The organism is Haematomicrobium sanguinis DSM 21259 (assembly GCF_000688395.1).
Taxonomy (GTDB): Bacteria; Actinomycetota; Actinomycetes; order Actinomycetales; family Micrococcaceae; genus Haematomicrobium; species Haematomicrobium sanguinis.
The window spans coordinates 1-17,494 of the sequence record NZ_JIAG01000009.1 but is presented as its reverse complement, the minus strand read 5'-3'; the positions used below and the strand labels follow the sequence as shown (position 1 = coordinate 17,494).

At 60.2% G+C, this 17,494-nt stretch carries 17 protein-coding genes, 3 tRNA genes, 1 pseudogene and 1 riboswitch; of the genes and pseudogenes, 11 read left to right on the top strand and 10 right to left on the bottom strand.

Annotated features, from left to right (window positions below; genetic code table 11):
• Window positions 1-8: 8 nt before the first annotated feature.
• From fmt to O148_RS0108950, 3 genes are read right to left on the bottom strand one after another with little or no spacing between them, the layout of a single operon-like run.
• Window positions 9-983, bottom strand: a complete 975-nt coding sequence (fmt, locus tag O148_RS15830) for a methionyl-tRNA formyltransferase (RefSeq protein ID WP_035745639.1) — start codon at window positions 981-983, stop codon at window positions 9-11.
• Window positions 980-1,870 carry a hypothetical protein gene (locus tag O148_RS15825; protein WP_035745638.1) on the bottom strand — a complete coding sequence of 297 codons (891 nt, stop codon included), beginning with the start codon at window positions 1,868-1,870 and terminating at the stop codon, window positions 980-982. The genes fmt and O148_RS15825 overlap by 4 nt, the downstream gene beginning before the upstream one ends.
• A gap of 12 nt (window positions 1,871-1,882) precedes the next feature.
• Window positions 1,883-3,277, bottom strand: a complete 1,395-nt coding sequence (locus tag O148_RS0108950) for a hypothetical protein (RefSeq protein WP_026530635.1) — start codon at window positions 3,275-3,277, stop codon at window positions 1,883-1,885.
• Window positions 3,278-3,463: 186 nt separating this feature from the next.
• On the opposite strand from O148_RS0108950, the gene O148_RS0108945 reads away from it, so the two are divergent.
• The 3 genes from O148_RS0108945 to O148_RS0108935 all read left to right on the top strand — a co-directional run bounded on the left by O148_RS0108945 (window position 3,464) and on the right by O148_RS0108935 (window position 3,758).
• Window positions 3,464-3,536, top strand: a tRNA-Gly gene (locus O148_RS0108945).
• A 39-nt stretch (window positions 3,537-3,575) separates the two neighbouring features.
• Window positions 3,576-3,646, top strand: a tRNA-Cys gene (locus O148_RS0108940).
• Window positions 3,647-3,683: 37 nt separating this feature from the next.
• A tRNA-Val gene (locus O148_RS0108935) sits at window positions 3,684-3,758 on the top strand.
• 63 nt (window positions 3,759-3,821) lie between these two features.
• Here O148_RS0108935 and O148_RS0108930 read toward each other — a convergent pair.
• Window positions 3,822-4,136, bottom strand: a complete 315-nt coding sequence (locus tag O148_RS0108930) for a DMT family transporter (RefSeq protein ID WP_026530634.1) — start codon at window positions 4,134-4,136, stop codon at window positions 3,822-3,824.
• Window positions 4,137-4,234: 98 nt separating this feature from the next.
• Window positions 4,235-4,293, bottom strand: a riboswitch (guanidine-III (ykkC-III) riboswitch).
• Between the two features lie 147 nt (window positions 4,294-4,440).
• On the opposite strand from O148_RS0108930, the gene O148_RS17385 reads away from it, so the two are divergent.
• Window positions 4,441-4,752, top strand: a complete 312-nt coding sequence (locus tag O148_RS17385; RefSeq protein WP_026530633.1) for an antitoxin — start codon at window positions 4,441-4,443, stop codon at window positions 4,750-4,752.
• 282 nt (window positions 4,753-5,034) lie between these two features.
• Here the strand turns inward: O148_RS17385 and serA are convergent, their stop codons facing one another.
• From serA to O148_RS0108900, 5 genes are all read right to left on the bottom strand, one after another.
• A complete protein-coding gene (gene serA / locus O148_RS0108920; RefSeq protein ID WP_026530632.1) occupies window positions 5,035-6,627 on the bottom strand; it encodes a phosphoglycerate dehydrogenase in 1,593 nt (530 codons plus the stop codon).
• A 111-nt stretch (window positions 6,628-6,738) separates the two neighbouring features.
• Window positions 6,739-8,811: an excinuclease ABC subunit UvrB gene (gene uvrB / locus O148_RS0108915; protein WP_026530631.1), complete on the bottom strand. Its 2,073-nt coding sequence runs from the start codon at window positions 8,809-8,811 to the stop codon at window positions 6,739-6,741.
• A 9-nt stretch (window positions 8,812-8,820) separates the two neighbouring features.
• Complete coding sequence (coaE, locus tag O148_RS0108910; RefSeq protein WP_026530630.1) at window positions 8,821-9,438, bottom strand: dephospho-CoA kinase; 618 nt, start codon at window positions 9,436-9,438, stop codon at window positions 8,821-8,823.
• Between the two features lie 55 nt (window positions 9,439-9,493).
• A complete protein-coding gene (locus O148_RS0108905) occupies window positions 9,494-10,189 on the bottom strand; it encodes a hypothetical protein (RefSeq protein ID WP_026530629.1) in 696 nt (231 codons plus the stop codon).
• Window positions 10,190-10,243: 54 nt separating this feature from the next.
• Window positions 10,244-11,170, bottom strand: a complete 927-nt coding sequence (locus O148_RS0108900; RefSeq protein ID WP_026530628.1) for a hypothetical protein — start codon at window positions 11,168-11,170, stop codon at window positions 10,244-10,246.
• 171 nt (window positions 11,171-11,341) lie between these two features.
• Here O148_RS0108900 and O148_RS0108895 point away from each other — a divergent pair, with 171 nt between their 5' ends.
• From O148_RS0108895 to O148_RS17095, 6 genes are all read left to right on the top strand, one after another.
• Window positions 11,342-12,523, top strand: a complete 1,182-nt coding sequence (locus tag O148_RS0108895; RefSeq protein WP_157374596.1) for a sensor histidine kinase — start codon at window positions 11,342-11,344, stop codon at window positions 12,521-12,523.
• Window positions 12,520-13,173 (top strand): LuxR C-terminal-related transcriptional regulator, encoded by a 654-nt coding sequence (locus O148_RS17100; protein WP_051620046.1) that lies wholly within the window; start codon window positions 12,520-12,522, stop codon window positions 13,171-13,173. The genes O148_RS0108895 and O148_RS17100 overlap by 4 nt, the downstream gene beginning before the upstream one ends.
• On the top strand, window positions 13,163-13,831 hold the full coding sequence (locus O148_RS15815; protein WP_051620045.1) for an IMPACT family protein: 669 nt from the start codon (window positions 13,163-13,165) through the stop codon (window positions 13,829-13,831). Before O148_RS17100 ends, O148_RS15815 begins: the two co-directional genes overlap by 11 nt.
• Window positions 13,818-14,330 carry a GNAT family N-acetyltransferase gene (locus O148_RS0108880; RefSeq protein ID WP_035745636.1) on the top strand — a complete coding sequence of 171 codons (513 nt, stop codon included), beginning with the start codon at window positions 13,818-13,820 and terminating at the stop codon, window positions 14,328-14,330. The genes O148_RS15815 and O148_RS0108880 overlap by 14 nt, the downstream gene beginning before the upstream one ends.
• Window positions 14,327-15,496, top strand: a complete 1,170-nt coding sequence (locus O148_RS0108875) for a class I SAM-dependent methyltransferase (RefSeq protein ID WP_026530625.1) — start codon at window positions 14,327-14,329, stop codon at window positions 15,494-15,496. Before O148_RS0108880 ends, O148_RS0108875 begins: the two co-directional genes overlap by 4 nt.
• Window positions 15,497-15,673: 177 nt before the next feature.
• Entirely contained in the window at window positions 15,674-16,648 is a 975-nt protein-coding gene (locus O148_RS17095) for a hypothetical protein (protein ID WP_026530624.1), read from the top strand.
• A gap of 93 nt (window positions 16,649-16,741) precedes the next feature.
• On the opposite strand, the gene O148_RS0108865 is transcribed toward O148_RS17095, so the two are convergent.
• Complete coding sequence (locus tag O148_RS0108865) at window positions 16,742-17,104, bottom strand: hypothetical protein (RefSeq protein ID WP_026530623.1); 363 nt, start codon at window positions 17,102-17,104, stop codon at window positions 16,742-16,744.
• A gap of 153 nt (window positions 17,105-17,257) precedes the next feature.
• On the opposite strand from O148_RS0108865, the pseudogene O148_RS17790 reads away from it, so the two are divergent.
• Window positions 17,258-17,494, top strand: a pseudogene (locus tag O148_RS17790) (hypothetical protein); the annotation flags it as partial.

The following is a 17,494-nucleotide window of genomic DNA, read 5'->3' as shown; positions in this document are numbered from 1 at the left end:
CCTCTAGCTTATGCGGTGGAATCCTCGGGTGTGCTTCGGAGCCGGGAAATCGGCGAGTTACCGGCGAAGTGTCCACGCGCCCAGTCCCTGGCGTCCATCATCTTTTTCCCGGCCGCTTGCACCGCCACGAGTTCGATGACGCCCTCGCGTGCGGTGACCAGTACCTTTTTTCCTGCGCCATCTGAACCAGTGCGCTCGAACGTGATTTGCCCGGGTTCGGCATCGCTGCGCTCCACCGATTCGAGGCGCGCCGACCCGATCTTGAATCGTTGCGTTCCGAGCCAGGAAAACGCTCCGGGTTCCGGCGTCATGGCATTGATACGGCGAATCACTTCACGTGCGGGCGCGTCCCACTCGATGAGAGCATCGGTCAGCACCAGCTTGGGCGCGAGCGTGACCTCGCCGGTTTGCTCCTGCGCCGTGGCGGTTCCAGCGGCGATCTCATCCACCACCCGTGACACCAGTTGCGCCCCCGAGTGGGAAAGCTCATCCAGGAGCGCGCCGCTCGTGGTGTCCTCGCGTATCGGCGTCTCGATGGTTCCGTAGACCGGTCCGGCATCGAGTTCGGGGACCAGCTGGAACACACTCGCGCCACCCACGGTGTCCCCGTTCAATATCGAGTACTGTACCGGGGCCGCGCCGCGCCAGGCGGGCAGGAGCGAAAAGTGCAGGTTAATCCAGCCATGACGCGGCACCGCCAAGGATTGCGGACCGACCAGAGCGCCATAGGCGACCACAACGGCGAGGTCCGGTTTGAGATCGCCGATCAGTTCGCGAGTGGGCGTGTCGATGCGATCGCTCTTGATGACGGGAATTCCCAATGCCTCCGCCCGCGCGGCGACCGGCGCGGGAGTCAGCACGCGTTTTCGCCCAATTTCGGCGTCGCGCCGGGTGAGCACGCCGATCACGTCATGGCGCGAGTTGTAGAGGTACTCCAATGTCGGGATAGCGACCTCGGGGGTGCCGGCAAAAAGAATTCTCATGGCGCGCTCCGCTCAGCGGCCGGTGCGGCACTCCCCTGCCGTGCGCTTGCCGGGGGCGGGGGAAGCGGCGTCAGGGGCGCGGTTTTCCCGGCGAGTTCATAATTGGCGGCCCAGACTTGGCGCAGCGACCAGAACTTTTGCCATGCTGTACGCCACACCTCGGAATTAACCGCGGAGGCTTGTACCTCGTTCTCGCCGAGGGCCACACCGATGAGCATGGGAGCTTTGCCAAACGGAAATTCGCTCCACGATCCCGATTGAGCATCGTCGAGACGCTCCTCGGCGCGCAATCCGGCCACGAGTTGCAAGGCCACCTTGGGGTCCAAGGGTTTGACCCGGCCATCCCGATCGGAGCCTTTTGTCTTGTAGTCCACAATGCAGAGCTTGCCACCAATTTCCGCAATGAGGTCCAGGGTTCCTGCGTACCCGAAATCGCTGTTCCAAACGGTCAGTTCTGGTTCCAGCGGTTTCACGCCGAAGTCTTGCCACCAGCGGTCAAACGCGTGCGCATAGCCCACCTCTCCGTTGGATGCCAGCGCGTCCAGCGCTGCGGCCTTCTCATGCTCGCGCCCGAGCGCCTCTAAGGAGACCTGTTCACAGTAATAGTGCACGCGGTCGCCTCGGGCGGCCGCGCTATCGCGATACTTTTCCGAGGCGCCGGATGCGTCGCGAACTAGCTGGCGCAGCCCGGAGGGATTACCGACCGCTTGCGGCAGGCGGGAATCTTTTGCCAGTGCTTGAGCCGCCATGTACCCGTGCCATCCGCCCAGGTCCATGCCTTCCACACCGATCACTGTGGTGATGGACGGAACGGACGGGCGCTCGGATAGCGAGCGAGAGTACATGCGCCCCAAGGGCGTGTCGTGAGCGAGAGCTGGTGCAGTCATGTTTCTAGTCTTTCACTCGCCTCCGACATTCTCGTCGTTCCCGGCCGTGACCTGGGTGCGCCTGCGCACCCGAGGTGCGGGGCGCTTTGCCTTCCCGCTGGTGAATAATCCCGCGATACCTTCGGCAATGACTTGCGCATCGCCGTCGTTCTTCCCTTGAGCGCCCGCTAACCGGTGGTCATAAATGGCGTGCACGGCCAGCGCCTTGCGGATTTTTGCCATGAGCGGGTCATAGAACGCGTCCCGGTAGTCCGAGTTGCTGGCGGTCGTGACCACGAAGTTGAGCGCAGAGATCCCGGCTAGAAAGGCGCACACCCGGATCGCGGTGACGTCGATGGGCAGTTTGATGCCGAATATTTCCATCGGGTCGGCGTCCACTTTGGACCAGGATTTAATGAGTTCGCCGTCCATGGAGAGTCCGGTGAGCGCCAGCATAAAGAGGAACGCCACGATGCCGAAAAAGAAGGCCTGGAACACTTGCGCCATGACCAGGACGGCCCACACGTTGAAGCGTTGAATGCGGTTGAGGCGTTGAATGTCGGCGGTTTCATCCGCGTCGATGGCGGCAAGCGGGGTGCCTTCGAGGAGTTTTCTCGATTCGCTGTCCTTCAGGTCCGTGGTGGCTTCTTTCAGTTCTTGGCGCGCCAAATAGGTGATGAAGAACAGGCCGCTAGCGCCCAGGAAGGCGAGGAGCCAGAACATGCGCCCGCGTGCCAGGTGCGCGCTCATTTCCCACGGCTCGGCGGAAAAGAAGGCGAAAATCACCACAAGAATCAAGAGCGGTAAGGCTATCGAGGTCATCAGACGGAGCGCGGAGAGTTGCTGAAACGCGGATTTGAGCGCCCACACCAGAAATGCGCCGAGGCCGCTGGCGATGACCACGAACAGCCCGGCGACGATGGCGAGCTGCAGGAGCCAGGCTTGGCCAAGAGATAGTTCGCCGTCAAAGGTGAGTAACCACGGGGTCACGGAGAGGTTCAAGATCACCGCGGCCAGTCCCCACCAGCGGCGGCGCGCCATGCTGGGGCCGATCGCGCGGCCAACCCCCCAGGTCACAAGGAGCACTAGCAGGGGGACCACAACCAGGATTGTGAGGACAATGATCGCCGCAATCACAACCATAATTCCCAGTTGCTCCAGCGCCTGATCTTGCGCTTCCACATTGGACTCGTCCGCAGCGTCAATGAGAATATCGGCGTTGAGGGTGCCGTCGGCAAGCGAGGCGTTCAGCACGGAAATAATGAGCCCATAGCCGAGCGAGAACCCAAACCATGCGGTCAGCAACGGCGCGGCCCGGCCGAGCAGATGGGTGGCGCGGTGGCGCGGATGAACCAGAAGTGGCAGGCCGTTTTTGCGGTGCCAGGTTTCGGCGGCAAAGCGGGTGTGTGCGGCGCTTTCATCGTGCATTCTCACAGCCTACTCGGCTGTGCGTGCGCGGGTTTTGGACCTTGCCGGCCTGCCACGGGCGACATGCCCGCGCGCCGATTGGACGAAAGCGTGCGGGTACAGTATTGTTTTTACTCGTTGGAAAACGCCGGATGAACACAAACCGGCAACGCAATTCGATCTCGAAAAGCGGTAATTTTCCCTCACGCGGACGTAGCTCAGCTGGTAGAGCACCACCTTGCCAAGGTGGATGTCGCGGGTTCGAATCCCGTCGTCCGCTCGCAAGTCACTGCTGCTGGATTCTCACCAGTGGTTATTTGGTGGGGTGGCCGAGAGGCGAGGCAGCGGCCTGCAAAGCCGTATACGCGGGTTCGAATCCCGTCCCCACCTCGATAGACTTGCGAAGTCGCTGAAAAGGCGAACGCCGGCACGATTGGCGCAGCGGTAGCGCGCTTCCCTGACACGGAAGAGGTCACTGGTTCGATCCCAGTATCGTGCACCACCACTTCTCACCCCGCAAGGCATGACCCCGGCGGGGTTTTTTGCGTTCTGCGCGCCGATACACCTAGTGCAGCAGTTTCAACCCGATGACGCACGCCACAATCCCGAGCAGTAGCAACACTTTGAGTACGCTCACCGTCTCATCCCCGGTGATCATCCCATAGGCCACAGTCAGCGTCGCCCCAATACCGACCCACACCGCATAGGACGTCCCGACCGGGAGTTCGCGCATCGCATACGCCAGCCCGGCCATGCTGAGCACGAGTCCCACGCCAAATACGATCGTCGGCACCAGGCGGCTGAAGCCTTCAGACTTCCCCAGCGCGACCGCCCACACGGCCTCCAACATTCCCGAAATCACTAAAACAACCCACGCCATTTTCGCTTCCCTTTCACCGTGGCGAGCCAGGTGCTCGTTTCGGGGAACTTCGGAGTTCACAAAACCGCACTTAGCTCATAGCTTCCGCTGTCATTGCCAGTGCGTCGTCTTTGCGTGTCCGGGTACGGCGCGTCTCGTCCGGAGCGCCACGCTTACCAGCTTGGGCGCTCCTTTCATGCTAGCAACGCCGCGCCGATTGCGTTTACCCAAATTTCGCTCTCAGCCCATAGCCAGGAGTCAACGAGACCGCTACCATAAAGTGCGGAGGGGGCATGTGGCCCCCAATGACCGAGAGGAGGTGCCTGTGTCTTTTTTTGACAACCTCAAAGGCAAGGCCGAGGGACTGAGGGACAAGGCTGGAGATCTTATTGGCGACAACGCCGACAAGATCAAGGACGGCATCGAAAAGGCCGGCGACTTCATCGATGAGAAAACCGGTGGAAAGTTCAAGGACCAGGTCGATGGCGTGCAGTCAAACGCCTCCGGATGGGTTGACAAGCTGGGTAATGACGGGGCCGACGCGCGAACGCCGGACGCTCCTGCCACGCCGGATACTCCGGCGGAGCCCGCGAAGCCGGTCGATCCGACCCAACCCAACACTCCCGGCTCAAACTAGCCGATAGGTTTTAAGTCAAAAGGGGCGGTGGTCCTGTCGAGAGACAGCACCACCGCCTTTGACGTTTACCCCGCCCCGCGTTTCGCATCACCGTAGCGCATTTTTAGCCCGGCATGCGGCTCTCGAAATGCGGTCAGGGGATGCGAAACGAGATGAACGACGGCGATGCTCACCCGAGCGCTCGGATGTCGCCTTAAGGACACTCACCAAGGCGACGACCCGCACATCCTTACGGGGCCAAGGCGCCTCACCGGGGACATTCATCGAGGCGCCTCACCGGGGTTACTCGCTCAGGTCGACCTCGCGGGCCAAGGACGCGTTGACCGCTTCCCGAACTTCGCCCAGCACCTCTTGCGGCACCGAGGAATCCACGGTCAGCAGGCACAAGACCTGACCGTCGGCGTCGTTACGGGACACCTGCATCCCGGCGATATTAATGTTTTGCTTTCCCAGGATGCTGCCCACTTCACCCACCACGCCGGGCCGGTCGACGTACTGGAACAAGAGCACGTGCTCTGTGATGGGCAGCTCGAAGTCAAAGCCGTTGACGCCGATGAGCTTTTCGGCTTGCTTGGGCCCGGTCAACGTGCCGGACACCGAAATCTGCGAACCGTCGGAGAGCGCACCGCGAATCGTGAGCGTATTCCGGTAGTCCTCTGCGTTGTCCGTGGTGATCAGGCGGGTGGCGACCCCGCGCTGTTCGGCCAAGACCGGCGCATTGACATAGGACACCTTCTCCGAGACCACGTCGGTAAACACCCCCTTGAGGGCGGCCAGTTCCAGCACCTTCACGTCCAGCGTGGCAATCTCACCGGCGACTTCTACGTCAATCTGCGTCACCGAGTCATGAGCGAGCGCAGTAAAAATACGCCCCAGCTTTTCGATCAGCGGAATGCCCGGGCGCACCACTTGATCAATCGCGCCGCCGGCAACATTGACCGCGTCAGGGACCAGTTCCCCGCCAAGCGCCAGGCGGACGGACCGGGCAACGGACACGCCGGCGCGCTCTTGCGCCTCATCGGTGGAGGCGCCCAAGTGCGGCGTCACAACCACATTGTCCAGGGCAAAGAACGGCAAATCCGTGCTCGGCTCGGTAGAGAACACGTCAATGGCGGCGCCGGCGATTTCGCCCTCCTGCAAGGCGGTAAAGAGCGCGTCTTCGTCGATCAAGCCGCCGCGGGCCACGTTAACCACATAGGCGCTATTTTTCATGGTCTTGAACGCTTCTGCCCCGATCATGCCCACCGTTTCGGGAGTCTTGGGCATGTGGATGGTGATGAAATCGGATTCGGCCAGCAACTCCTCCAGGGTCACGAGCTTCACGCCCAATTGGGCGGCCCGCGCGGAGGTGACATAGGGATCGTAGGCAAGGATTTCGGTGTCGAACGCTTGCAGCCGCGCCGCAATGAGCGCTCCGATGCGCCCCAGCCCAATAATGCCGATCTTCTTCTCGAAGAGCTCCACGCCGGCATACTTGGAGCGTTTCCACTCCCCTGCTTTCAGCGCGGCACAAGCTTGCGGGATATTGCGGGCGAGCCCCAGAATATGTCCCACTGTCAGTTCCGCCGCCGAGACAATATTGGACGTCGGAGCGTTCACCACCATCACACCCGCTTGCGTCGCGGCTGGAATGTCCACGTTGTCCAAACCGACCCCGGCCCGTGCAATGACCTTCAGGTTGGGGGCGGCGGCGATGGCTTCGGCGTCCATCTGGGTTGCCGAGCGCACCAAGACCGCGTCCACGTCTGCCAACGCCGGCAGCAGCGCGGATCGATCGGAACCGTCCACGCTGCGAATCTCAAAGTCCGGCCCGAGGGCGTCCACGGTGGCAGGTGAGAGTTCTTCAGCGATCAGGACTACGGGTTTTGCGCTCACAGCTGTTCCTAAAACGTCGGCATTGAGGGATAGCTTTGAGTTTCCCTTATGCACAGCTATGTAAACAAATGCAACGCGCGGTTATCTCAGTATCTGGCGCGGCCAATCAGCTCAGGCGTGGCCGGCGGTTTTCATGGCGCGCAATTCCTTCTTGAGATCGGCAACCTCATCGCGTAACCGGGCGGCCAACTCGAACTGGAGTTCCGCCGCCGCATTGTGCATCTGCTCGGTCAGTTGCTCAATGAGATCGGCCAAGTCCTCGGCAGGTGCTGCAGCCAGGCCGTCCTTGCGAATCGGCGCGGCCTGCTTCCCGCCCCGGCCAGCGCTCTCCAGCAGCGCCCGCGTGTCCGCGTCTTCGCGTGCCAATTGATCGGTAATGTCCGCGATCTTCTTGCGTAGCGGTTGCGGGTCAATCCCGTTTTCCTTGTTGAATGCGATCTGGATATCGCGACGACGGTTCGTCTCCTCCACGGCACGCGCCATCGAATCGGTAATCCGGTCCGCATACATGTGCACCTGGCCGGACACGTTACGCGCGGCGCGGCCAATTGTCTGGATCAGCGAGGTGGTGGAGCGCAGGAACCCTTCCTTATCCGCGTCCAAAATCGACACCAGCGAGACCTCCGGCAGGTCCAAGCCCTCGCGCAACAGGTTGATACCGACCAGCACGTCGAAGGTGCCCAGCCGCAATTCGCGCAACAGTTCCACGCGCCGCAACGTGTCCACATCCGAGTGCAAATATTCGACCTTGACCCCGTTGTCGACCAGGTATGCGGTCAAGTCCTCGGCCATGCGTTTGGTCAAGGTGGTGACCAGGACACGCTCGTCGCGCTCTGCACGGACCCGAATCTCGTCCAGCAGGTCATCGATCTGCCCCTTGGTCGGTTTCACGATCACTTCGGGATCGACCAGACCGGTGGGCCGAATGATTTGCTGCACAACGCCGTCGGACTTCTCAAGCTCATAGGCACCCGGGGTCGCCGAAAGGTACACCGTTTGCCCCACCCGCTCTAAAAATTCATCCCACTTCAGCGGACGGTTGTCCATTGCAGAGGGCAGGCGGAACCCGTGGTCGACCAGGGTGCGCTTGCGGGACATGTCGCCCTCATACATCGCGCCGATTTGCGGGACCGTCACATGGGACTCGTCAATGACCAGGAGAAAATCGTCCGGGAAATAATCCAGCAAACAGTGCGGCGCGGAGCCGGGTGCACGCCCGTCGATGTGCCGCGAATAGTTCTCGATGCCGTTCGTGAAGCCCATCTGTTGCATCATTTCGAGGTCATAGGTGGTGCGCATTTTCAGGCGCTGCGCCTCGACGAGCTTGTTTTGGCTTTCTAACTCTTTGAGCCGTTCGGCAAGCTCATCCTCGATCGTGCGGATCGCCTTGGCCATCCGCTCGGGGCCGGCAACATAGTGCGAGGCCGGGAAGATATACATTTCCTGCTCGTCATGCAGGATCTCCCCGGTGACCGGGTGCAAGGTGTAGATTTTCTCGATTTCATCGCCGAAAAACTCGATGCGCACCGCGAGTTCCTCATACATAGGGATGATCTCCACGGTGTCCCCGCGCACCCGGAACGTTCCACGGTGAAAGTCAATATCGTTGCGCGTGTACTGCATGGCCACGAATTTGCGGAGCAGGTCGTCGCGATTGACCTGTTCGCCCACGCGCACGGTGGCCATGCCGGACACGTATTCTTCCGGGGTGCCGAGACCATATATACAAGAGACCGTGGACACCACCACGGTGTCACGCCGGGTCAACAGCGAGTTCGTCGCCGAGTGGCGCAACCGCTCGACTTCCTCATTGATCGAGGAGTCCTTCTCAATGAACGTATCGGTTTGCGGGACGTACGCTTCGGGTTGGTAGTAGTCATAGTAGGAGACGAAATATTCCACCGCATTATTGGGAAGCAGCTCCCGGAACTCATTGGCCAGCTGCGCCGCAAGCGTCTTATTCTGCACCATGACGAGTGTGGGCCGTTGTACCTGCTCGATGAGCCACGCGGTGGTCGCGCTCTTGCCGGTACCGGTCGCGCCGAGGAGCACCACGTCTTTCTCGCCGTTGTTGATCCGCTCGGTTAGCTCGGCAATGGCGGTCGGCTGATCGCCGGCGGGCTGGAACTCGCTGACGACCTCAAACGGCGAGACAACTCGATTGATTTGCGGGGCAAGACTCATGCTTCCAGCCTAGCCTTCCACGCGGACATCTTCTGTCCGCATTTGCTCCAGGCGTAGCCAGAGTTTGTCCAATTGCGCAGCCAATTCTTCGGCGGAACCATTGTTGACGATCAGCACGTCTGCGACGGCACGCCGCTCGGCGTTGCTCGCCTGGGATTTCAGCCGCGCGCACGCCTCGTCCTCGGTCATATCGCGGTCCCTGACCATGCGGGCCACCTGGTTTTCCGGGGTCGCTTCTATCACCACGACCAGGTCAAAGCGATCCGCCATCTTGCCCACGGCAAGGAGCGGAATATCCTCCACCACAATGGAATCCGCGGGCAGATGATCGATCAGCTCGGCAGAGCGGGCACGCACCAAAGGATGCACGACGGCGTTAAGCGCCTGGCGCGCTTCGCCGTCCGAGAAAACCAACTCACCAAGTTTGGCCCGGTTGAGTGTGCCGTCCGGGGCGAGAAACTCCTCGCCGAATGTTTCGACGATCGACTTCAGGCCGTGCGTACCCGGGGCAACAACCTCACGAGCGATGAGGTCTGCATCAATTATCTCGGCTCCGCGCTCATGCAGAAATCGGGACACGGTGGATTTTCCGGACGCGATTCCGCCGGTGAGACCAACTCGAATCATGCCGCCAGTCTAAACCCTAGGTGCACGGTCGAGGCGGCTCAGTGCGGGAGTGGCTTTAGTGGTTCTGCTGTTGCTCCTGCTGGAGCAACAGATAGAGTTCGGCAGAGACGTGGCGGTCTGGTGTTTCGAGGTGAAATTCGCGCGGCTTGGTGGGCCGTAGCGTAGCATCGATTGAGGTTTGGGTGACACCGTCAGCACGGACGCCCGGAGGCCAGTTAATGTCACTATGGGCCCACGTTGGCGTGGAATCGATGAGCCGGAAGTCCACCGTAAACTCGTTGAGAAGATCTAGGTTTGACATCGCAAGCGCGCTTTCCATCGCCTCTGCCTCTTGCGGTGCTGTATGGGCGAGGATTTCGCGTGGTTGGATCACGGCACGGTACGTGCACGGCTCTAAAGCCACGGTGGTGACCGCCACAGCACCGCGTAGCCAACAGAAAATACCCATCGACGTAGAAGCAATTGAACCCACATCCAAACCGATGAGTGTTCCGTCCGGTTCCCGCTGGTGCACGTGACCAAGTGCGTAGAGCGACTCGGTAGCCATCGGCTCGTCAAAATCGTCACCGAGATCAAAACTGAAACGCGTTGCCACAATGTCTCGGGTGAGGTCAACGAAGGACGCATCCGTGGCCTTGGTCGTTGATTTAACTCCGTCCACCTCAGAGACAGTGTCGATGGTCGCAGAAAGGAGGTAGGGCCCTCCATCTGGCATCGAATCCACTGCTTGGCGCAACTGATCTGGTGTCATTGGCACTCCCTACCTCCGTCTGCTCGGCGTTGTCCCGACTGGCTAAAGCAGGACCTACCACTTACTCTTGCAAACTTTGTGGCAGGTATTCACTTTCGAGCCACACACGGCGACCATACACGCCAGGACGGCGTACATAAATATCAAACCCCGACACTTGATTGCCTTGCTGGCGCAATTCGCTCCGACGCAGAAAGTGAGGCAGGAGATGTATTCCTTGGCGCCAAACGGTTGCACGATACCCAATTCAGAGGTGCCACTTTGGACTTTCAACGTATCTGCCCGAACAGTCTCGTTGGCAAAAAGTGCCTCCGGGGAACCGGACACGTACTCTATTGACGTGCCCTCATCTTTTCCGCCGAACTCCATCGAAATAACCGCAGCATCGGTTTCGGGTCGTTTGGCGTGGGCAACGAACAAGAACACCACGTAGCCACCGTCTTCCGCTTGGGTAGCCACCGCCTCGGTTTTCTCCAGGTCGTATCCTTTCTTACGTACGGCAGCACGAGCCTTTTGCATTGCTGGCTTGGCATTCGCTTGTTTGAGTACATTCTTCAAGGCCGTTCCAGTGAGCGACTGGCTGGCTTCGGCGGCGCCAGCATTTGCGCCGACGAACGTGCCAATACCCAAGAGGACAGCGGTTGCACCAATTCCAGAAAGCACTGAGCGACGGGCGGGGGCATTCTTCTCTTGAACTGCCCGTACGGCCCTCGAGAGTACTCGTTGCGATCGAACCGGGCCCAGCCCGAAAAGAAGCGCGGAGGACATCGAAAAGCCGGTCTTGACTCGCACCCGATGGTCATCGACCTCGACCAGCATGGGCCGGAACTTCCAATCTGGAACGTGTGTGTCTAAGAGTGCGCGAATTTCTGGATCGTTGAGACTCTTGATCGTAAGCCACCCTTTCGCAATCGTTTCAATATCGCTCACCGCTTCCGAACAAATTTGACAACCACCATCGAATAGCAAAAACCGTTGCATTAGTTGCTCCTGAATCTTCCGAATGTGCGTGGAACTGAAGTATGGCAACTTCAGTTTTTTAATCCTTGCCCAACGGCCAGGCGTTCACCATTGCACTTAGTGCATAGGCCATAGGTCTAACTATCAACCGATCCGGCTGTTCTACTACGCACACTAGATAAACTTGAGCCCATGGCCACTGAAAGCGCACCCATGAATTCCCGTCGCGCACCTCACCGAATAGATTGGCTCGCCACTCTCTTCATGACAGTGTCACTAGTTGAGTTGATCCTTTGGGCGGCAATGGGCTGGCTGTTCCTCGATCCCACATCAGCGCTAGAACCCTGGGCGCTTCTTGGAGTATTAGCGTGCGGTGCGATGAGTGTCGTCAGTATCTACTTTCGCCACAGAGCCCCAGTGCAAGCCAGTTGTCTTGGCATTGGGGGATCTGTCCTTAGCGGGGTCCTTACGCCGCTGTTTGTTTTTGGAACCATGCTCGCGCTTCAGTCAGCACGCTACATGTGGTTAGCTGTCGCGATTGTCATTGCATCGCTGTTGGCCATGAGCGTCATGCCTTTCTCTTCGCTACTGACAGTGTCCTTCTTACGTCCCGACGCTTTGACCTCTGCACTAAGTGGATTTGGCATTCTTCTTGTCTGCATGGCCGTCGCGGTGACGCTAAGGAAGTTGCGAGAGCACCATGCAGCAGGAACGGCAAAGGGCCTCGATACGACGCAGAATTTACCATTTGGCGTCCGAACCAATGCCGAGACCTTAGCGAGCTTGCTTCACGATCAGGTCGGACACCGCTTGAGCCTCGTGGCTCTTCGCTGCGCTAACGGAGCACTGACTTCGCCCACGGCCGAAACGGTTCAAGACTTCGAGGAGGCTGGCCGCGACACCCGCAAAGCTATAGCCGAGTTGCAGAACATCGTCGACCGGGTACGAATGGGATCCATCCGCGATGACAATCGCGCGGCTTCACCTGAAAAACTCGTCAAGGAAAGTCAATGCGCCGGGCTCGAGGTGACACTCAGTGTTGTCTCGCGTGCGGATGTCGACCTAGTGAACACACCCTGGATATCGGAAGTCTTGAGAGAGTGCCTGACCAACGCCCACAAATACGCTGTGTCTGCGAAGCATGATGCCCGAATCGAGCAGACTCGCTCCCGGGTGTCACTCCGATTTACCTCTTCGCCCGTCGAAGAAATTACCCCATCACGACGTGTTGGGAGCGGACTTCATACTTTGCGAAGGCAACTCCAGCAACTGCACGGTTCCCTTTGGTGGGGGTATGACAAGTCTGAAAAATGTTGGACGGTCGTAGCGTTCGCGCCCATCACCAAGAAACTAGACACTGAAAGGACAGCGTGAGCGACCGGATCAATATTGCCATTGTCGACGACGACGAACTCACCAAGGTAGCGCTTTCCGCGATGTTGGCCACTTTCGGAGGATTCCGCGTCGTCGGGACGTCAGACGGCAAGTGTTTTTCGAAATTCCTCGAATCGTTGCCCAACGTCGACGTATTCATACTGGACATCAATCTGGGCGGGAAGACCTGCCAATGTGTGATTCCAGAAATTCGCAGTGCCCACAACCAAGTTCCCATAGTTCTCATGACGTCCTTCGATCCGGTTGCCTCACTCGCAGGACTGACTCAAGGCGAATTTATGGGGATGTTCAGTAAGTCCTCACCTGCGGAAAGCATCGCACAAGTATTGCGTGAGTCTGCAATCGGCCGCCATGCGGCCTGCCCGAATGTTGCAAAACTACTTTTTGAGGCAGTAACCGGCGTCACGGATAGCGCATCTGCGTCACGCGACACCCCTTCGCTCACCGCTAGAGAAACAGAGGTTCTGAACCTCCTAGCGAGCGGACTTGATAACCGCGCCCTTGCCAAAAAGCTCAACATAAGTGTCGGCACCATCAAGGCGCATGTGGCTAGCATCCTGGCCAAAACGGGACTGCGATCCAGGTCAGAGCTTATTGTTTGGGTTTATCAGCAACACAATGCTCTCTAGTTATGCGCGCATCGGTTTTCCGGTCCGGCACGAGATCGAGATTAAGCGCTCTCGGTTTATCGCCGATCTGATATCCGCGGACACGGAGGTCGCGGCGCGAGCGCACCACCAGGCTCTTCGCAAAGAATTCCCGGACGCGCGCCATCACTGCACCGCCATGATCATTGGGCCTACCGGCCAACTGCGTCGCAGCAATGATGACGGCGAGCCCTCCGGCACCGCCGGTGCGCCCATGCTGGAAGCCCTCACCCACTTCTCCCCCATGTTCGGCCCCGAGGAGGTGGGCCAAGTGAGCGACGTGAGTGCCGTCGTCGTACGCTATTTTGGTGGGACCCTGCTTGGCGCGGGAGGCTTGGTGCGCGCGTATTCGCAGGCCGTGACCGATGCTTTGGTCACGGCGCGCTGGGTGCGGCGCCAATTACTTCACGTCTTCCGAGTGCAGTTGGGGTTCGCCGAGAGTGCACGGGTGGAAAATGTGTTAAGGACGCATGGCTTTGCGGTCCGTCCTGCGAAGTACAGTGCGGATGGAGTGGAACTCCAGGTGTGCGTTGACCCTGTGAGCGGTCCCGCCGAGTTGGCAAGCGTGTTGGGCCGTGAAACCGGTGGTGCCGTGCGGGCGGAAAGTCTGAGAGAGGAGTGGACCGATGTCCAAGCATGAAGCGGAGGCCGTAACACTTCAGGAGGTGACCGCGGCCCTGATCGAACCGCTGTTGCGCTACGCCCAGTCCGATGCCGCGCCAAGCGAGGTGACGCCGGATGTGGGCGAGGGCGAGCTGTGGAGCGAGGGCCGGCGAGCGTGGTTCCGCGACTTTCACGCGGGCAGCGAACCCGTTTTGGAGGACCCGGGCACGTATAAGACGTGGGTTGTCATGGTGTCGGGTAGGATGAGCGGCTCGGTGCGTTTAGCGCTACTGGACCATCCGCGTGTCGGCGAAGCGGGGATCTGGGTTGGACGCTCGCGGCGAGGGTCGCACGTGGGCCTGGGCGCGATGGAGGCGCTCCTCGAGCTCGCTCAAGACGTGGGTGTGCGGACGCTGATCGCTAATACGACGCGCTCCAACGCCGGGGCATTGCGCATGCTGGAAAAGCTCGGGGCGACGCTCTCCGAATCCGAGGGCGAGGCGATCCAAGCGCGCATCCAGCTGGTTTCTCCGTGACCGGGCCCCTGCTGGAGGCACTAGAGCGCTACCCCGATCCCCCGCACCCCTCCCTCCAGGCGTGGGACGCGACCGACCTGTTACTGGTTGATACAGCTTTTCCTGCGGGTGCCGCGCCCACTGGCGAGGACGTGATCGTGATCGACAGCGACCGCTATGGTGCGCTGACGTTACTGCTGGCGCACCGGTTCCCTCACGCCAGGATTCGGGTGTATCAGGACGTGGTCACCGGGGTGGCGTCTCTAGAGAATAATCGTGCGCGGGTGGAGCGGGCCGGGTTTTCCGTGGGCGGCTTTACCGTTTGTAAGACCCGGGAGGAAGCGTACGACGGCGGCACTCACCTGATCGTGCAGCTTCCCAAAGCGGTGGCCGGGGTGTCAGAAATTGCCGAGACTGCTGCCCGCTGCGCTGATACGTCGGCGGTGCTCTTTGGCGGGGCGCGAGTAAAGTATCTGGTTCCGGCGATGAGCGGGGCGCTTCGGCGCGGATTCGAGGACGTGTCTGCGAGCTTGGCGCGGCAAAAGTCACGGGTCTTGACGGCGCGCGGGGTACGCTCCGAGGTGGCATGGACTTTTCCCGAGCGTACGGCACGGTCGGTTTCCGTGGGTGGCCGGGAGGTGCCGCTTCATGTGTGTGCGTACGGGGAGACGTTTGGTGGGACGCAGGTCGATGCGGGGTCGGCACTCTTGCTGGCTCAGCTGCCGGAGTTTGAGGCGTCCTCGCGGGTGCGCGATTTAGGGTGCGGAAACGGATCGATCGCCGCGGCGCTGGCCTTGCGGTATCCCGAGCTACAGGTGTCCGCCAGCGATGTGTCGCGATCTGCCGTGCGATCGACCCGTGCGACGTTTGCTGCCAATGGACTCGAGGGGCGTGTGCACGCCCAGGCGACCCCTGGATTGGAGGGTGTGGCACCCAGGTCGCTTAACGCCGTCGTGCTTAATCCGCCGTTTCATCAGGGTGGGCGCGTGGACGAACAATTGGCCGCCGGGCTTTTTGCCGATGCGGCGCGCGCTTTGGTGCCGGGCGGTGTGCTGTATACGGTGTGGAATTCGCATTTGCGCTATCGGGGGCAGCTCGAGCGGCTCGTCGGGCCGACCGAGCAACTGGCCCGCAATGCCACGTTCACCGTTACCGCCTCTACCCTCCCCTCGTTTCGCATCACCTGAGCGCAAACATTGAGCCGCATACGGCTCTGAAAATGCGGTGCGGGGATGCGAAATGCGCGTAAGCGGCGCGCGCGGGATACTCCTACACAGGCGGCAACGGCGCGTGATTTTTTCGAAGTTGTCCACAATGGAGCGGATTCGCGTTGCAAATGCGGTGGATGCGATGCCCAATGAGTTATGGAATCAGCACAGACAGCACGAATTTATCAGCCCCGAGACGAACCATTCGACCTTGATTACTACCGCAAACTCAAGCGCGGAATGCAGGACGGATCGCTCTTACGCCTGGTGCGCGGACAGTTTATTCCGTTGCCGGCGTGGGAGGAACTGAGCGATTACGAACGCTTTCATGTGCAATTGCGCACCATCGCCAACCGGGATATCGAGGATGCGGTTCTTGTGGGTCAAAGTGCGGCGTTCGCCTGGGGGCTGCCCTTGCCGTCGGTGTCGGAGCACGTTGCGCTTCTTCGGGCACGTCCCGGAGCCCGTAACGGCAGCGACTTTGTCCGGCGCGTAAGCAAGCTCGAGACTTTCAGCACTGTGAGAGTGAGCGGGTGCGAGGTACTGGGAAAGGTCGAGGCGGCCGTCGATGCCGCTGCGCTCGTCTCGCATACGTGGTCGGTCGCCATTTTTGATCGGGTCCTGAACCCCGAGCCTTTGCCGCTGGAAATGGGCGCCTTTGCCGTGTCCCCACGGCGCGAGGTGCTCAAGAGCGAAATTGCCAGCGTGATCGGGCATGCGAAGTCGCTGCGTGCTCAAGACCGACTCTCGCATGCGCTAGAGATGGCGGACGGACGGGCGGAGTCCCCGGGTGAATCGCGAGCGAGAGTCATTATTGTGCTTGGTGGGCTTGAGGTACCGGAACTGCAGGTGGTGCTTCGCGATGAGGACGGCTTCGTCGCCCGGGTGGATATGCGGCTGCGGGAATCAAAGATGGTGCTGGAATTTGACGGGATGATTAAGTTCATGGATCCGTCCATCACCCTGGGGCGCAACCCGGGCGAGATCGCCTGGGCAGAGAAACGCCGTGAAGACCGGATTCGCGCGCTAGGTTACAACGTGGTTCGGATCGTCTGGTCTGATCTTGCCCAACCTGAACGGCTGGTCGAAAAGCTGCGGCGAGCCGGAGCGCTCGACGCCCGGGAAACCTGACGCCGCCACCCGCGTTTCGTATCCCTGCACCGCAAAAATTGAGCCGCAGATGGGTCGGGAAATGCGGTGCGGGGATGCGAAACGAGGGGGCTCCTAGGCGGTACGCTCGGTGAGCGCACCCACTGGCACCGGCACCGGGATCTCAGTCTCCACGCCGCTTGAACCAATGACCCCGTACAGATCCGTGGTGATCAAGGCGCGCCCGGGCGACACATCGAGGATGCGCACCGGAGCCGGGTCCGCCCCGGGTTCGGCACGGTACAGCCACACCTGCGCCAGGTACCCAATTCCCAGATTCTCCAGGGCTTCTTCGGCGTCGAGGTAATCGTCGAACTCCGCCACGGGTCGGCCAAGCAGGTCGAACGCCGCGAAGCGGTCCCCCGGAAGGAATTCGATATACCCTACGCGTTCCCGGTCACTCGGACGGGTGTGCGCAATCCATGTGGAAGGAATCATTGTCGGAACCTTTCGCCGCGCATTTCGCATCCCCTTACCGCGTATCAAGAGCCTCACACGGGTCTGTGAAGTCTCAATACATAGTGGACAGTTAGGTCTCAATACATAGTGGACATTTGAGCGTGCTGGTTTGTGGCGGTTGAGAATGCGGGGATGACTCGTATTCCTGATCAAATTCGTCAGCTCGTTCTCTCCTGGCCGCAGAACGCCTCTCATGGTGATGTGGAAGCGTTTTGCTTGCGGCATGGAGTATCACGGTCGTGGTTTTACCGGGTCCGTGCGTTGGTGCGCGAGCAGGGTGTTCAGGACGCTGCGCTCAAGGGCTCGCGAAAGCCTCTCTCGCATCCTCGGCAGACCAGCGATTTCGTCACTAAAGCGGTCTTGCTCGAG

Coding starts and splice junctions, on each gene's coding strand:
- coaE (WP_026530630.1), bottom strand. CDS start 9,438: ATGATTCGAGTTGGTCTCACCGGCGGAATCGCGTCCGGAAAATCCACC.
- O148_RS0108900 (WP_026530628.1), bottom strand. CDS start 11,170: ATGCAACGGTTTTTGCTATTCGATGGTGGTTGTCAAATTTGTTCGGAA.
- O148_RS15825 (WP_035745638.1), bottom strand. CDS start 1,870: ATGACTGCACCAGCTCTCGCTCACGACACGCCCTTGGGGCGCATGTAC.
- O148_RS0108905 (WP_026530629.1), bottom strand. CDS start 10,189: ATGACACCAGATCAGTTGCGCCAAGCAGTGGATTCGATGCCAGATGGA.
- O148_RS0108865 (WP_026530623.1), bottom strand. CDS start 17,104: ATGATTCCTTCCACATGGATTGCGCACACCCGTCCGAGTGACCGGGAA.
- O148_RS0108930 (WP_026530634.1), bottom strand. CDS start 4,136: ATGGCGTGGGTTGTTTTAGTGATTTCGGGAATGTTGGAGGCCGTGTGG.
- O148_RS0108880 (WP_035745636.1), top strand. CDS start 13,818: ATGTCCAAGCATGAAGCGGAGGCCGTAACACTTCAGGAGGTGACCGCG.
- O148_RS15815 (WP_051620045.1), top strand. CDS start 13,163: ATGCTCTCTAGTTATGCGCGCATCGGTTTTCCGGTCCGGCACGAGATC.
- uvrB (WP_026530631.1), bottom strand. CDS start 8,811: ATGAGTCTTGCCCCGCAAATCAATCGAGTTGTCTCGCCGTTTGAGGTC.
- O148_RS17095 (WP_026530624.1), top strand. CDS start 15,674: ATGGAATCAGCACAGACAGCACGAATTTATCAGCCCCGAGACGAACCA.
- O148_RS0108895 (WP_157374596.1), top strand. CDS start 11,342: ATGGCCACTGAAAGCGCACCCATGAATTCCCGTCGCGCACCTCACCGA.
- fmt (WP_035745639.1), bottom strand. CDS start 983: ATGAGAATTCTTTTTGCCGGCACCCCCGAGGTCGCTATCCCGACATTG.
- O148_RS0108950 (WP_026530635.1), bottom strand. CDS start 3,277: ATGCACGATGAAAGCGCCGCACACACCCGCTTTGCCGCCGAAACCTGG.